Annotated in this window: 14 protein-coding genes; 5 read left to right on the top strand and 9 right to left on the bottom strand. The window is 70.7% G+C overall.

All coding sequences use genetic code 11. The features are described from left to right. Nucleotides 1-1359: Hint domain-containing protein (locus AC5P09_RS23600; protein WP_493875774.1), on the top strand; the 1359-nt coding region annotated here is incomplete at its 5' end. 2 nt (nt 1360-1361) lie between these two features. Then, the gene (locus tag AC5P09_RS23595; protein WP_493875773.1) at nt 1362-1832 is read left to right on the top strand and encodes a hypothetical protein; all 471 of its coding nucleotides are present in this window, start codon (nt 1362-1364) and stop codon (nt 1830-1832) included. Nucleotides 1833-3273: 1441 nt separating this feature from the next. On the opposite strand, the gene AC5P09_RS23590 is transcribed toward AC5P09_RS23595, so the two are convergent. The 6 genes from AC5P09_RS23590 to AC5P09_RS23565 all read right to left on the bottom strand — a co-directional run bounded on the left by AC5P09_RS23590 (nt 3274) and on the right by AC5P09_RS23565 (nt 8091). After that, the gene (locus AC5P09_RS23590) at nt 3274-4155 is read right to left on the bottom strand and encodes a metal ABC transporter permease (RefSeq protein WP_493875772.1); all 882 of its coding nucleotides are present in this window, start codon (nt 4153-4155) and stop codon (nt 3274-3276) included. After that, entirely contained in the window at nt 4152-4958 is an 807-nt protein-coding gene (locus AC5P09_RS23585) for a metal ABC transporter ATP-binding protein (protein WP_493875780.1), read from the bottom strand. The genes AC5P09_RS23590 and AC5P09_RS23585 overlap by 4 nt, the downstream gene beginning before the upstream one ends. A gap of 59 nt (nt 4959-5017) precedes the next feature. Next, on the bottom strand, nt 5018-5956 hold the full coding sequence (locus AC5P09_RS23580; RefSeq protein WP_493875771.1) for a metal ABC transporter solute-binding protein, Zn/Mn family: 939 nt from the start codon (nt 5954-5956) through the stop codon (nt 5018-5020). A gap of 152 nt (nt 5957-6108) precedes the next feature. Then, the gene (locus AC5P09_RS23575; protein ID WP_493875770.1) at nt 6109-6588 is read right to left on the bottom strand and encodes a Fur family transcriptional regulator; all 480 of its coding nucleotides are present in this window, start codon (nt 6586-6588) and stop codon (nt 6109-6111) included. A gap of 63 nt (nt 6589-6651) precedes the next feature. Beyond that, entirely contained in the window at nt 6652-7044 is a 393-nt protein-coding gene (locus tag AC5P09_RS23570; RefSeq protein WP_266432711.1) for an SCO5389 family protein, read from the bottom strand. A gap of 87 nt (nt 7045-7131) precedes the next feature. Further along, a complete protein-coding gene (locus AC5P09_RS23565) occupies nt 7132-8091 on the bottom strand; it encodes an ATP-binding protein (RefSeq protein ID WP_493875769.1) in 960 nt (319 codons plus the stop codon). A 152-nt stretch (nt 8092-8243) separates the two neighbouring features. Between AC5P09_RS23565 and AC5P09_RS23560 the strand changes: the two genes are divergently transcribed. Continuing rightward, nucleotides 8244-8426, top strand: coding sequence for a hypothetical protein (locus AC5P09_RS23560; RefSeq protein ID WP_493875768.1), 183 nt, complete (start codon nt 8244-8246; stop codon nt 8424-8426). Between the two features lie 141 nt (nt 8427-8567). On the opposite strand, the gene katG is transcribed toward AC5P09_RS23560, so the two are convergent. Together katG and AC5P09_RS23550 are read right to left on the bottom strand one after the other, a co-directional pair. Next, nucleotides 8568-10793: a catalase/peroxidase HPI gene (gene katG, locus AC5P09_RS23555; RefSeq protein WP_493875767.1), complete on the bottom strand. Its 2226-nt coding sequence runs from the start codon at nt 10791-10793 to the stop codon at nt 8568-8570. A gap of 45 nt (nt 10794-10838) precedes the next feature. After that, nucleotides 10839-11294 carry a Fur family transcriptional regulator gene (locus tag AC5P09_RS23550; RefSeq protein ID WP_493875766.1) on the bottom strand — a complete coding sequence of 152 codons (456 nt, stop codon included), beginning with the start codon at nt 11292-11294 and terminating at the stop codon, nt 10839-10841. A 173-nt stretch (nt 11295-11467) separates the two neighbouring features. Here AC5P09_RS23550 and AC5P09_RS23545 point away from each other — a divergent pair, with 173 nt between their 5' ends. Then, complete coding sequence (locus tag AC5P09_RS23545; protein ID WP_493875765.1) at nt 11468-12778, top strand: phytase; 1311 nt, start codon at nt 11468-11470, stop codon at nt 12776-12778. Between the two features lie 51 nt (nt 12779-12829). On the opposite strand, the gene AC5P09_RS23540 is transcribed toward AC5P09_RS23545, so the two are convergent. After that, nucleotides 12830-13324 carry a DUF4396 domain-containing protein gene (locus tag AC5P09_RS23540; protein ID WP_493875764.1) on the bottom strand — a complete coding sequence of 165 codons (495 nt, stop codon included), beginning with the start codon at nt 13322-13324 and terminating at the stop codon, nt 12830-12832. Between the two features lie 370 nt (nt 13325-13694). Here AC5P09_RS23540 and AC5P09_RS23535 point away from each other — a divergent pair, with 370 nt between their 5' ends. Continuing rightward, nucleotides 13695-14279 (top strand): hypothetical protein, encoded by a 585-nt coding sequence (locus AC5P09_RS23535; RefSeq protein ID WP_493875763.1) that lies wholly within the window; start codon nt 13695-13697, stop codon nt 14277-14279.

Raw genomic sequence — 14279 nt, 5'->3', positions numbered from 1 at the left:
CAGGCGGCGATCCGCGCGGCGGCCCGCCGGGCGGCGATCATCGCGGCCCGCAAGGCGGCCCAGGCGGCGGCCCGTCGTGCCGCGGCGCTGGCGCGCAAGCGTGCCCTGGAGGCGGCCAAGCGCGCCGCGGCCAAGGCCCGCCGGGAGGCGGCCCGCAAGGCGGCGGCCGCCAAGCGGGCAGCGGCCAAGCGGGCAGCGGCCAAGCGGGCAGCGGCCAAGCGGGCAGCGGCCAAGCGGGCAGCGGCCCGGGCGGCGGCCAAGCGCGCGGCGGCCAGAAGAGCGGCAGCCCAGGCGAGGGCCCGCGCGGCCCAGGCGGCCAGGAAGGCGGCGGCCCGCAGAGCCGCGGCCCGCAAGGCGGCAGCCCGCCCGAAGCCGCGCGCCAAGCCCCGCTCCCAGCCGAAGCCGAGGCCCAAGCCGCGGCAGGTCAAGCGGGCGGTCAAGAAGGTCGCGAAGGAGGTCCGGGAGGAGGCCAAGGAGACCGCCAAGGACGAAGCACAGGGTCAGGTCTGCCAGATCAACAGCTTCGTTCCGGGCACCAAGGTCCTCATGGCCGACGGCTCCACCAGACCGATCGAAAAGGTCGTGGTCGGTGACAAGGTCATCGCTACCGACCCCAGGAGCGGCAGGACTTCCGTCCAGTCGGCCACGGCGACGATCGTCGGAAAGGGCAGCAAGGACCTGGTGCGGATCACGCTGACGGTCCATGATCGCGCGAAGGCCAAGAACTCCGCGTCCATGGTCACCACGACCGCCGGCCACCCGTTCTGGGTGCCGTCGCTGCGGAAATGGATCAACGCCGGCGAGCTGCGCCCCGGTCAGTGGCTCCAGACGTCTTCGGGTACCTGGGTCCAGATCGGTGCGGTCGAATCATGGAGCGCGCAGGCGACGGTTCACAACCTGACGGTTTCCGATGTGCACACGTACTTTGTGCTCGTCGGTTCGACACCGATCCTGAATCACAACCATTGCGGGCCGGGTGACGAGGAAAGCGATCTCCGTGTCTACACCGACCTGCAGCGAATGGGTCCGGGAAAGAACGAGGGTGTGGCGAGTGGTCTGTGGACTCCCTCGGGCACGGCGTACTTCGACATCAGTCGGAACCGCAGCGCCGAAGACATCAGAAGTCTTCCTCTTGCCCTGCGCCGTGTTGTGATCCAGACCGGCCATCACGGCGGTTGCGCCGAGATTGGTTGTATCGCCCAGGCCATGCGCGCCGGAGACCTGGTGCGTGGAAGCCGGAGCCTGGCGGTGGTGCACAAACCGTTCGGGCACCGGCGCAACAGGCAAGTGCTGCCGGGATGCGACATGTGCCAGGCTGTGATGTCCCGGCTTCGTATCACAGATATGCAAGGAGGGTAGTCGTGGGGCGCATACTCAAGAGGGTCTCCCAGGTGTCTTGGGGGGAGCTCTCGGACTCGCATGGATCGGCTCGGGGCATCCCGCCGCTGCTGTCCACCCTGGCCTGGGGTAGCCATGACTCCGCGAGTCTGGCACTCGACGAGCTCAGTGACCGGGTATGCGCCTTGGGGTTCGTCGTGTCGGAGGCGACTCCTCACGTCGTGCCCTTCCTGACAGAGCTGGCGGGGGAGCCCGCCGTCCCCCGACGAGTGGAGATTCTGGAGCTTTTGGCCAGCATTCACTCGGCGAGACAGTGGGAGTCAGCGGCTTCGGCAGCGGGAAGGAACGCCCAGCAGTACCAGGAGAAGGTCGCCTGGGAAGCCGAGAGCAGGCGTGCGGTGTCGGCCGGCCGGGAGGTGTACCGGCGGTTGCTGGACGATCCGACCCCTGGCGTGGCCGAAGCGGCACACCGACTGGTGTCGGCTGTGGAGTAGTACCGGGCACTTGCGGCGCGCGTTGACGGCGGTTCCCTCCCCTTTCTCGGAAGGAGCCGCCGTCACCTGTCTCACCTGCCGGAGCAGGTCCTTGCCGTAGTCGTTGTCGCTACGGCCGGCCAAGGAACGGGACTCGCCGCAGAGCGCAGCGACTGACCAAATAGCGGCGGGACGACAGATCTCCGCCCGTACGTGAGCGAAGCTCCCGGTCAACAGTCAGTTGGCCGGGAGCTTCGGGTCCTTCAGTGGTGATGGCGTAGCCCTGACGTGTCCGGCCTTGATGCCGGTGGCCGTGACGACGCGGAATCGACGGGTCATGTTGTACGAGGTCGTCTTCGACCAGGCCACGTGCAGCGGCAGCTCTACGATGTCCGGGGCCGAGCCGTGCCATTCTTCCAGCGACCTCGGCAGGCGCCGCTGGGACTTCTCCCGATACAGCGCGGAGTCCTCGTCGGCGACCGCGCCCGACAGGTCGCTCAGCGTGGGTACCGGGTGCTGTGGGCTGGAGGGAATGCAGCCGATACGGCGGCCGGAGAAGCGGGGCGGGCCATGGTATGCGGCGCCTGCGTCGGTAGTGGGCGGAGGAGGGCTCGTCTAAGAGAACTGGTCGTGGCAGCCTGTTCCACCCCAAGTGGAGAGGCAGGCTGTCGGCCTTGACGCTCGCCAAGGCTGACATCTTTCCGATGACGCATCATGTGGAGTGCGTGGCGATCCTTGAACCGGTCGCCAAGGGTTCCTGACCCACGGTTGACCTGTACAGATGGCCTTTCGGCTGTTCAGCTCGTGCTCGTTGACGTGGCCGGGCAGTCCCATGACGGCAGCACAGGCGCCGTTGACGCCCCGTAGCTGACGAAGGCCCGGGAACCTGGATGTTGGAGTGACTGGCACTCGGCCGATGCCCTGCGGGATCGGGGGCTCCTGATGAGCTGGCTGTGCCCGCCAACCTCGGACGCCCCACAGCGGCGTCCCGTCGCGTGGACCCGGCGGGCGAAGGCGTGTTCTGGTGGTCGGGTGCACATGGTGTGATGTGAGTCGCATGGGGCCTGCTGTTTTGCGGCCACCGTTGGTCGGGTGGGTGGTGTCGGCGCCGCTCGGTTGTCAGGCCACGAAGACCAGGCATCGCCCAGCGACCCCTGCAGGCACCGCCGGACCTTCTGGCGACACCTCGCAACGAACTGGGCATCGCGGTCCGGGTGCTGGCTGCCCTCGGTCTGCTGTCAGACGGAGGTGAGCGCCGTGACCGGGTCGGAGTCGGCCGGCGCTGTCGGCCACCGGCCGCCGTCGTCATCCTGAAGGCAGGGGGACCGGCGTGTGTCGGGGCCCAGGCGCAGCTGTATGGCGTGGTCGGTGAGGGTGAGGCGGTTGGGCCAGACCTGGGGGCGGCCGGGGCTGGAACCCGCCTCGAAGGGCGCTTGAGCATCGACGCTCTTCTGATGTGGCGTCAGGCAGGCTGTGCCACCGTCCTTCTGGCTCCCCATCGCCGCGTGCGGTAGGTCCCCGCGAGGCGGCAGGCGGCGTAGATCGTGAACGAGATCGTCGTGACGTAGGGGCTGATGGGGATGCTGCCGCCCAGGGCCAGCAGGATGCCGCCCTCGATCGAGGCCACGGCGAAGAGCACGCTGAGCACCGGCAGCAGGACCGGCGACGCGGTGATGCGGGCGGCGGCCGCGGCGGGGGTGACCAGGAGGCTGAGGACCAGCAGCGCGCCGACGATCTGCACCGAGAGGGCGACCGCGAGTCCGAGCACGATCATGAAGGCGAAGGACAGGGCGCGCACCGGTACGCCGCGGGCCTCGGCGACGTCCGGGTCGGCGCTGGCGAAGGTCAGCGGGCGCCACATGATCGTCAGGGCGAGAAGGACGACGGCGGACGTGCCGAGGAGCCAGGTCATCTGCGGGGTGTCGACGGCGACGATCTGGCCGGTGAGCAGGCCGAACTTGTTGGCCGCCCGGCCCTTGTAGAGGGCGAGGAAGAGCACGCCGAGGCCGAGGCCGAACGGCATGATGATGCCGATCACCGAGTTGCGGTCGCGGGCCCGGGCGCCCAGGACGCCGATCACGCCGGCCGCCAGGAGCGAGCCGACGATCGAGCCCGCCACGACGTTCACCTCGAGGAGCAGGGCCGCCGAAGCTCCGGCGAAGGACAACTCGCTGATGCCGTGCACCGCGAAGGGCAGGTCGCGCATGATGACGAAGACCCCGGCGAGGCCGCCGACGAGGCCGAGCGCGGCACCGGCGACGAGGGAGTTGCGTACCAGCGCCAGGAGTTCGCCGTAGTTGTCGAAGCTGAAGATCTGCTGCCAGATCCCGTCGGCGAGCGTCATGGGCGTACTTCCTCGGACTGTTGGGCGTGGTGCGGTGGCGTGGCCGGGTCGTCGGGGGCTCCGACGACCACGACGCGGCCGTGGACGCGGACGACGTCGACCCGGGTGCCGTACAGCCGCGACAGCGACTCGGAGGTGAGGACCTCCTCCGGGGTTCCGACCCGGTGACTGCCGCGGGCCAGGTACAGCACCCGGTCCACCAGGCCGAGCACCGGGTTGATCTCGTGGGTCACGAAGACCACGGCCGTGGCGTGCGAGCGGCGGCGGGCGTCGACCAGTTCGGTGACGGCCCGCTGGTGGTTCAGGTCGAGCGACAGCAGCGGCTCGTCGCACAGCAGGATGCGTGGGTCGGTGGCCAGGGCCTGGCCGATGCGCACGCGCTGCCGTTCGCCTCCGGACAGCAGGCCGAGCGGGACGTCGGCGTACGCGGACGCGCCGACCGAGGCGAGGATCTCGTCCACCCGGTGGCGGACGGCGGCCGTGCGCAGGCGCGGTCCGAAGCGGTGTCCGTCGATCCCGAAGCGTACGAGGTCACGGGCGCGCAGCATCGCCTGCGCGCTCAACTCCGCCTGCTGGGGGACGTATCCGAGGTGCCGGGCGGCGTCCCGGGGCGGGCGGCCGAGGACGGTCAGGGTGCCGGCGGACAGGGGCTGCCGGCCCAGCAGGGCCCGTACGAAGCTGGTCTTGCCCGAGCCGTTCGGCCCGAGCACGGCCACGAACTCCCCGGGCCGCACGTCCAGGTCGAGGCCCTGCCACACCACGCGCTCGCCGTAGGAGACGGCGGCCTCGCGCAGGCTGATCACCGCGCCGGCCCCCGGTTCCCCGTGCCGGGGCCGGGGCAGCGGGGCGGCGCCCGGACGCCTCACTTGGCCAGCGCGCTCGCGAGCGCGTCGACGTTGGCGGTCATCCAGCCGAGGTAGTCCTTGCCCTCGGGCAGGGTCTCGGTCACCGGGACGACGGGGACGCCGGCCGCCTTCGCCGCGGCCTTCGCCTTCTCGGTCTGCGGGCCGGAGGTCTGCTCGTTGTAGACCAGCGCCTTGACCTCCTTGGCGCTGAACACGGCCAGCGTGGCCTGCAGGATCTTGGGGGAGACGTCGTCGCCCTCCTCGATGGCCTCGCTGAACTCCGCGGGCGTCCTGTTCACCAGGCCGGCCGCGTCGAGCATGTACAGCGGCACGGGCTCGGTGATGGCCACGCCCTCACCGCCGTGCTCCTTCTTGATCGCGGCCTCCTTCGCCTCCAGCGGCTGGAGCTTCGCCTTGAAGGCCGTGGCGTTCTTGGTGAAGGTGGCCGCGTCGGCGGGGTCGGCCTTGCCGAGGGCGGCGGCCATGCGGTCCGCGACCTTGGCGACGGTGGGGAAGTCGTACCAGACGTGCTCGTTGAGCTCGCCGCCCTTCGGGGCGGTCTTGCCGGAGACCTTGACGGCGTTGATCACCTCGGCGGAGGAGTTGCTGCTCTTGAGCATCCGGTCGACGAAGTCGTCGTAGCCGCCGCCGTTCTCGATGACGATCTTCGCCTTGGACAGCGTCAGCTGGTTCCGGGTGTCGGCCTCGTAGGAGTGGGGGTCCTGGTCGGGGTCGCTGATGAGCGAGGTGACGTCGACCTTCGCGCCGCCTATCTGCTCGACGATGTCGCCGTAGACGTTGGTCGAGGCGACCACGGTGACCTTGGAGGAGGCCGCCGGTTCCTGCGAGCTGCTCCCGTCGCTGCCGGAGTCCGACGAATTGCCGCACCCTGCCAGGAGGGCCAGTGAGGCGCCGGTGAGCAGGGCGGCCAGGCGCCGGGACGGGGACGAGGGCATGGGTCCTCCACGACAGGGGGAACACGGATGTTCACGAGGGCTGGGACAGCCCGGAGCGAGCCGGGCAGGCGCCACGCTAGATGGAAATGAATGTCAAGAACATGGCCGATTCCGATCCATATGAAAACCATTGCCAAGACTTGACGCGTCCGCTACGGCCGTGAAGGGGCCGCGTCCCGAGCGGGGCGCGGCCGGCAGCGATCGCAGATCCCGGTGAGCTCCACGGTGTGCTCGACCTCGGCGAACCCGGTGCTCTCGGCCACGCCGTCGGCCCAGCGCTCGACGGCGTCCGCGTCCACGGCCAGGCTCAGCCCGCAGCCGCGGCAGACCAGGTAGTGGCGGTGCCCGTCGGTCGGGCGGGGGCGGTAGAGCCGCTCGCCGCCCTTGTCCCGTACGACGTCGACGTGCCCGGCCCGCTCCAGCATGCGCAGGGTCCGGTACACCGTGGTCAGCCCCACCGTGCCGCCCGTGGCGGCGAGCGCCTCGTGCAGCTCCTTCGCGGAGACGAACTCGGGGGAGTCGTGCAGCGCCCGCAGTACGGCGTTCCGCTGGCGGGTCGACCGCCAGGCGGGCGGCCGCTGGGTGGGCGGCCGCTGGGTGGGCGGCCGCTGGGTGGTCGACCCGTCATGCATGGCGCATGCCTCCGGTGACGGTGGGGCCTGACGAAAGGGGGCGCGCCGAACGAGCCCGAGGGGTCAGCAGTCGCGGAACTCGGGGGACTGGTTGAGGATCTGTGACCGCAGAGAGGTGAAGCGCGTGTACGTCTCACCATCGCGGTCCTCGGGGCGGAACGCGGCGACGCGGTGGCAGTTCTGGAAGGCGAGGGCGACGCCGAAGTGCCGCTCCAGGCTGCCCCGGATCGCGTCGCTGGACAGCGCCCGCAGCAGCTGGCCGCGCTCCTTCTCGGAGGGCGGCGGCGTCTGGTTGTCGGCGAACACCGCGTCACCGGCGCGCAGTTCGCCGACCAGGCGAGCGATGAGGTCGTAGGCGTACGGCAGGGACGTACGGACCGTTTCCACGAAGTCCTGCTCCCGCACCTCGCCGTTCTCGGCTTCGGCGAGCAGCTGCGGGGAGACGTCGAGCGACATGGTGTTTCCTGTCTGTTCGGTGTTCTGGCGGTGCTGGGGGGGTGTGGGGGCTGGGGGGCTGGGGGAGGGGAGGGTGGCGCGGCAGCCTCAGGCGAAGGCCGCCAGCGCCGCCGGACCGTGTTGGAAGTCGGGGTCGACCTGGGCGGCCAGGTCCTGGCCCGTGGCCTCGTTGGCCCAGGCGGTGGCGTTGCGCAGATGGAACTCGACGCCGTGCCGCTGGAAAGCGGTCCAGTCCTTGGGACGCGCGTCCACAGCCGCGCGCAGCCGGTCCAGCGTGCGCGCGTTGTGCGACTCCAACTCCCCGGCGTCCCGGCCCTGTTCCTGGGCGCGGACGAAGGAGGACTGCTCGCAGTGGGCGACCAGGTCGGCGCCGACGTGCTCCCGGAGGAAGGCCAGGTCGTCCTCGCCGGTGACCTTGTTGCCGACCACGGCGACCGGGATGCCGAACTCGGCGGCGTGGTCGCGGTACTGGCGGTACACCGAGACGCTCTTGCGGGTCGGCTCGACGACCAGGAAGGTCATGTCGAAGCGCGTGAACAGGCCGGAGGCGAAGGCATCGGCACCGGCGGTCATGTCGACGACGACGTACTCGCCGGGCCCGTCCACGAGGTGGTTGAGGTACAGCTCGACCGCACCGAGCTTGGAGTGGTAGCAGGCCACGCCCAGGTCGCTCTCGCCGAAGGCGCCGGTGACCATCACGGGCACCCCGCCGACCTCCTGGACGTGGTGGGTGTGGATCTCGTCGTCGCCCAGCAGCCGCAACAGGCGGGAGCCGCGACCGGGCGGGGTCGTCTTGACCATGGCGTCGCGGGACGCGATCCGCGGGTTCGTGCCCCGCAGATAGTCCTTGATCTCACCGGTCCGCGCGCTGAGCGGCGGCGCGGCGAAGAACTCGTCCTCGTCGAGACCGAGCGCGTACGCCAGGTGCTGGTTGATGTCGCCGTCGATGGCGACGACGGGCGCGCCGGAGCGGGCCAGGTGACGGGAGAAGAGGGCGGACAGGGTGGTCTTGCCGCTGCCGCCCTTGCCGACGAAGGCGATGCGCATGGCTAACCGGCCCTATTGGAAATGGATGTCATGCGCATAGGTTGCGGAGGGGGTGGCGGGGGTGTCAAATTGCCGCCCCTTGAAGTGCTCATCTTTTGCTGAGAGTTGGGGCTGCGACTCCGGCCGGGTGGCGCGTGTGCGCGGGTGTGAGTGTGCGTGGATGTGCGGCGGACCGCAGGCCGGCCGGGACCGTCGTACGGCTCGGGCCGCTCGTCACCGCGGCCGACGCCGAAGCGGTCGGCGCCTGGCTGCGGGCCGGGATGCCGGACGACGGCACGCTGCCCGACCGGCTCCGCGCGGCGCCCGCGCCGCGGCACGTCGCTCGCCTCAACTGAGCAGGGGCCGGTCGGGCGCGACCTCCGTCACATGGCGATGCCCGGGCCGGCCACTGCGGGCCGGCCCGGGCATCATCCGTGAGATCGGGCAGCTCGGATCAGACGGATCGGACCAATAAGATCAGATCAGATCGGGCCGGATCAGATCAGGTCGAACCGGTCCAGGTTCGAGACCTTGACCCACGCCGCGACGAAGTCGTTCACGAACTTCTCCTTCGCGTCGTCGCTCGCGTAGACCTCGGCGAGGGCGCGCAGCTCGGAGTTCGAGCCGAACACGAGGTCGGCACGGGTGCCGGTCCACTTGACCTCGCCGGTGGCGGCGTCGCGGCCCTCGAAGGTGGTCTGGTCCGCCGAGGTGGAGCTCCACGTCGTACCCAGGTCGAGCAGGTTGACGAAGAAGTCGTTCGTCAGCGTCCCGGGGGTGTCGGTGAAGACGCCGTGCGACGACTGCCCGTGGTTCGCACCGAGGACGCGCAGGCCGCCGACGAGGACGGTCATCTCGGGGGCGCTCAGGGTGAGCAGGTTCGCCTTGTCGAGCAGCAGGTACTCGGCCGGCAGGCGGTTGCTCTTGCCGAGGTAGTTGCGGAACCCGTCGGCGGTCGGCTCGAGCGCGGCGAACGACTCGACGTCCGTCTGCTCCTGCGTCGCGTCGACGCGGCCCGGCGTGAAGGGGACCTCGATGTCGAAGCCGGCGTCCTTGGCGGCCTTCTCGACGCCCGCCGCACCGGCGAGCACGATCAGGTCGGCGAGGGAGACCTGCTTGCCGCCGGACTGGGCGGCGTTGAAGGACTCCTGGATGCCCTCGAGGGTGCGCAGCACCGAGACCAGCTGGTCGGGGTTGTTGACCTCCCAGCCGCTCTGCGGCTGCAGGCGGATGCGGGCACCGTTGGCGCCGCCCCGCTTGTCGCTGCCACGGAAGGACGAGGCCGACGCCCACGCCGTGGACACCAGCTCGGAGACCGTGAGGCCCGAGGCGAGGATCTGGCTCTTGAGGGAGGCGATGTCCGCCGTGTCGACGAGCTCGTGCGTCACCTCCGGCAGCGGGTCCTGCCACAGCAGGGTCTGAGCCGGGACCTCCGGGCCGAGGTACAGCGACTTCGGGCCCAGGTCGCGGTGGGTCAGCTTGTACCAGGCGCGGGCGAAGGCGTCCGCGAACTCGGCCGGGTTCTCGTGGAAGCGGCGCGAGATCTCACCGTAGATCGGGTCGAAGCGCAGCGCGAGGTCGGTGGTGAGCATCGTGGGCAGACGCTTCTTCGACGGGTCGTGCGCGTCCGGGATGATCGCCTCGGCGTCCTTGGCCACCCACTGCTTGGCGCCGGCCGGGGACTCGGACAGCTCCCACTCGTAGCCGAAGAGGATGTCGAAGAAGTCGTTGCTCCACTGGGTGGGCTTGGTGGTCCAGGTGACCTCCAGACCGGACGTGATGGCGTCGCCGCCCTTGCCGGTGCCGTAGGTGGACTTCCAGCCCAGGCCCTGCTCCTCCATGGAGGCGGCCTCGGGGTCGTTGCCGACCGCGTCGGCCGGGCCCGCGCCGTGGGTCTTGCCGAAGGTGTGGCCACCGGCGATGAGGGCGACGGTCTCCTCGTCGTTCATCGCCATGCGGCGGAACGTCTCGCGGATGTCGCGGGCCGCGGCCAGCGGGTCCGGGTTGCCGTTGGGGCCCTCCGGGTTGACGTAGATGAGGCCCATCTGGACGGCGCCGAGCGGGTTCTCCAGCTCGCGGTCGCCGGTGTAACGCTGGTCGTCGAGCCAGGTGGTCTCGGGACCCCAGTAGACGTCCTCGTCGGCCTCCCAGACGTCGGCGCGGCCGCCACCGAAGCCGAAGGTCGTAAAGCCCATCGTCTCCAGCGCGACATTGCCCGTGAGGATCATGAGGTCGGCCCAGGAGATGGACTGGCCGTACTTCTTCTTGACCGGCCACAGCAGACGGCGGGCCTTGTCGAGGTTGCCGTTGTCCGGCCAGCTGTTCAGCGGCGCGAAGCGCTGCTGGCCACGGCCGCCACCGCCGCGGCCGTCGCTGATGCGGTAGGTGCCGGCGCTGTGCCAGGCCATACGGACCATCAGCGGGCCGTAGTTGCCGAAGTCGGCGGGCCACCAGTCCTGCGAGGTGGTCAGCACCTCGGCGATGTCCCGTTTCACGGCCGCCAGGTCGAGGTTCTGGAACGCCTCGGCGTAGTCGAACGACTCACCGAGGGGGTTCGCGACGACCGGGTCCTTGGCAAGGATCTTCAGGTTGAGGCGCTCCGGCCACCACTGGCGGTTGCCGCCGCCCTGGGTCGGGTGCGGGGCGCGCCCGTGCGCGACCGGGCAGCCCGAGGCCTCCTCCGGCTTCGGGTCCGTGACGATCGCGTCATGGTTCTCGGTCATGGGGGAAATCCTTCCGAACGGGGTGGATCACATGCTCAGGAACGCTCAGGTACTGAGTGCGGTGGAAGCTGGGGAAGCGGTGGAACAGTCGGGGCACAGGCCCCAGTAGATGACCTCGGCCTCGTCGACCGAGAAGCCGTGGTCCTGGGCGGCGGTCAGACAGGGGGCGTGTCCGACCGCGCAGTCGACGTCGGCGACGACACCGCACGACCGGCACACGAGGTGGTGGTGGTTGTCGCCGACGCGCCCTTCGAACCGGGCGGGGCTGCCCGGTGGCTCGATACGGCGTACAAGGCCCGCGGCGGTGAGTGCGTGCAGGGCCTCGTACACCGCTTGCAGCGAAATGTGGCCCACGCGGTCGCGCACCCCGGAGGCGATCGCCTCGACGCCGAGGTGGTCACCCTCCCGGACGGTCTCGAGGAGTGCGGCACGCGCGGCCGTCACCCGCAGACCCGCACCGCGGAGTTCCTCGGCAGTGGTCGAGGGCTGGGGTGAAGTCATGGCGCTCAACCTACCCTCATAAACACGAACGGTTCAAGAAAAGGAACGGTACAAGTCTGGTGTGTGCCGGGTGGCGTCCCGGCACCGGGGCGACAGATCGCGGTCTTCTGGAGGCAAGGTTTCTCCCGCACCATCGGCATGTCCTTGACATCCACGACGGTAAGGAAGCGCCTGTGAGAACGTCCCGCACCGCGCGAAGAGCCGCACTTCTCGCCTCCGGCACCGTACTGATGACCCTCCTCGCGGCCTCGCCGGCGGGGGCGGCCGGTCTGCCGGTGGTGACCGCCGCCGGTGAGACCGCCGCCCTCTACGACGACGACGCCGGCGGCAACTCGGACGCCGACGACCCGGCGATCTGGCGCAACCCCGCCGACCCCGGCCGCAGCCTCGTCATGGCCACCGCCAAGGAGGGCGGGCTGCGGGTCTACGACCTGGACGCCCGCCTGGTCCAGTCGGTGGCCGCCCCGCGGCCGCCCGCCGAGGACGACGCCCCCGGCCGCTTCAACAACGTCGACCTCGCTCTCGGCCTGCGTACCGCGACCGGCCGGGCCGACGTGGCGGTGGTGAGCGACCGCGGCAACGACCGGCTGCGGATCTACCGCATCGACCCGTCGCGGCCGGGCGGTCCGCTGACCGACGTCACCGACCCGGCCGCCGCCCCGGTCTTCTCCGCCGACCAGGCCGAGATCAACGACCAGCGCACGGCGTACGGCCTGGCCACCTGGACGGACCGCGCCACCGGCCGTACCTACGCGCTGGTCAGTCAGCGCGAGCGCACCCGCCTCGCCCTGCTCGAACTCGTCCCGGCGGCGAACGGCACGGTCGGCTACCGCAAGGTCCGCACCCTCGACCTGCCCTCCTCTTTCCGCCTGCCGGACGGCACGTCCTGGAGTCCCTGCCTGGAGCCCGGCGAACTTCCGCAGGTCGAGGGCATGGTCGTCGACCCCGCCACCGGCACGCTCTACGCCGGCCAGGAGGACATCGGCATCTGGCGGCTGCGCGCGGACCTGACCGGCAAGCCGGTGCTGGTCGACAAGGTGAAGGAGTACGGCGTCCCCGGCACCTACGACGAGGCGACCGAGGAGTGTGCCCCGGGCGCCGACCCCGGCTACGGCGGCAAGCGGCTGTCGGCCGACGTGGAGGGCCTGACGCTCTTCCAGGAGCGGGACGGCGACGGCTACCTGCTCGCCTCCAGCCAGGGCGACAACACCTTCGCCCTGTACGACCGTGAGGTGAGCGAGGGCAACGAGTACGAGGGCGGTTTCCGGATCGGCGCCGCGACGGACACGCTCGACAGCGTGGAGGAGTGCGACGGCGCCGCCATTCTGAACGCGCCGCTCGGCGACCGTTACCCGCGCGGCCTGCTCGTCGTCCAGGACGGCCAGGAGACCCCGGAGGTCCCGGACGGAGAGGGCGGCACGCGTACGGCGACCGGCTTCAAGTTCGTCGACCTCGGCGTGGTGGTGGACGCGGCCGGGATGTGACGTGCCCGTACGGCCGCCGGGTCGAGGCCCGGCGGCCGTACGGAACGTTCCTCAGTGATGGGCGTGGACGATCGCGTGCCCCTTGCCGCGGCCGATCATCCACTTGTTCACGGGGACCGTGACCAGGAAGGCGACCGCGAATCCGCCCAGCAGGGCCGACCAGAACAGGCCGTCCGACAGATGGGCGTCCGTCGCGCCCGGGGTGAGGGCGATGATGCCGTTGTCCACGAGTTCCATCACGGCGATCGACACGGTGTCGGCGGCCAGCGCCACCTTGATCGCGGACTTGAGGTCCAGGCCCGCCCGCCGCACCGCGAACAGGGTGAAGGAGTAGCCGAACAGGAACGCGAGGGTGATCGCGAGGGCCATGGTCGGCACGTTGCCCCAGAGCAGTGCGGTTCCTATGGCCATGCCGAGGATCTCGCCGATGGCGCACCCGGTCAGGCAGTGCAGCGTGGCCTTCGCCGCGGTCGCCCAGGAGGCCCCTGCGGGTCCGCCGTGAGACATCGCGTCGTGAGACATGGTGTGGTGGGCGCCGTGGTCCATGATCCCGTCTCCGTTCCGGTCCGGTGTGGCTCGCTCTCGGGCTTCCGTACGCCGTGAACCATATACCCCCAGGGGGTATTTCGACGGGTCGCGTCCACCGCCGCCGGCAGCCCGCCGTGCAGCACCGGCAGCGCCCCGGTGGCGAACGCGTGCCGGGGATGCGGGAACGCCGGCTCGTCGGCCACGACGAGGGCAGGCGATCGAGGCGGCGACGACCCGGCGGCCGACAACGACCGAGCGGCCGCCGTCACGGTTTCCCGGTGCAACGCGGACCTCCTGGAACGGTGTGGCGTCTTCAGTAGGCAAAATCGGTGCCGGAACTCCCGGGCGCGGGCGGGGCGTTCCGAGGTGCGTGGCAGGATCGGGCGGCATGAGGGCCTCCCCTGCCGTACGAGGGCTGCGCGCGGCGGTGTTCGCGGCGCTGTGCGTGCTGCTGGCCGCCGGGGGACACGCCCTGGCAACCGGGATGGCGCCGCCGGTGTGGGTGCAGGTCGCCGGGTTCCTGGTCGTGTTCGCGGGCGGGTGCCTGCTGGGCGGGCGGGAGCGGTCGCTGATGGCCATCGGCGGCGGGACGCTGGTGGCGCAGGGCGGGTTGCATGTCGCGTTCGGGGCCGCGCGCTCGCCGCATGCGGTCCTGGCCGTGCACGGCATGCGTACGACCCAGTCACACGGCCTGATGCCCCACGCCACCCTCGCCCACGTCGCGACCGCCCTCCTGCTGACCTGGTGGCTGCGGTGCGGGGAGGCCGCGCTGTGGTCGCTGCTGCGCCGGGCCGTCGCGCTCCTGCCGGGGCTTGTCGCTTGGTGGCGGGTGGTGAGGGGCGGGTGGGCCGTACCGGTCCGTCCCGGGGGCGTACGAGGAGCGGGCGACGGAGTGCGAGCGCTGCGCCGGGTCCTGCTGCGGCACGCGGTGCGGCGGCGCGGGCCGCCCGCCGGGACTCCGTACGCGATCTGA

Source organism: Streptomyces sp. a15, assembly GCF_059026085.1.
The sequence above is the reverse complement of the archived record's forward strand: the minus strand, read 5'-3'. Positions and strand labels throughout refer to the sequence as shown.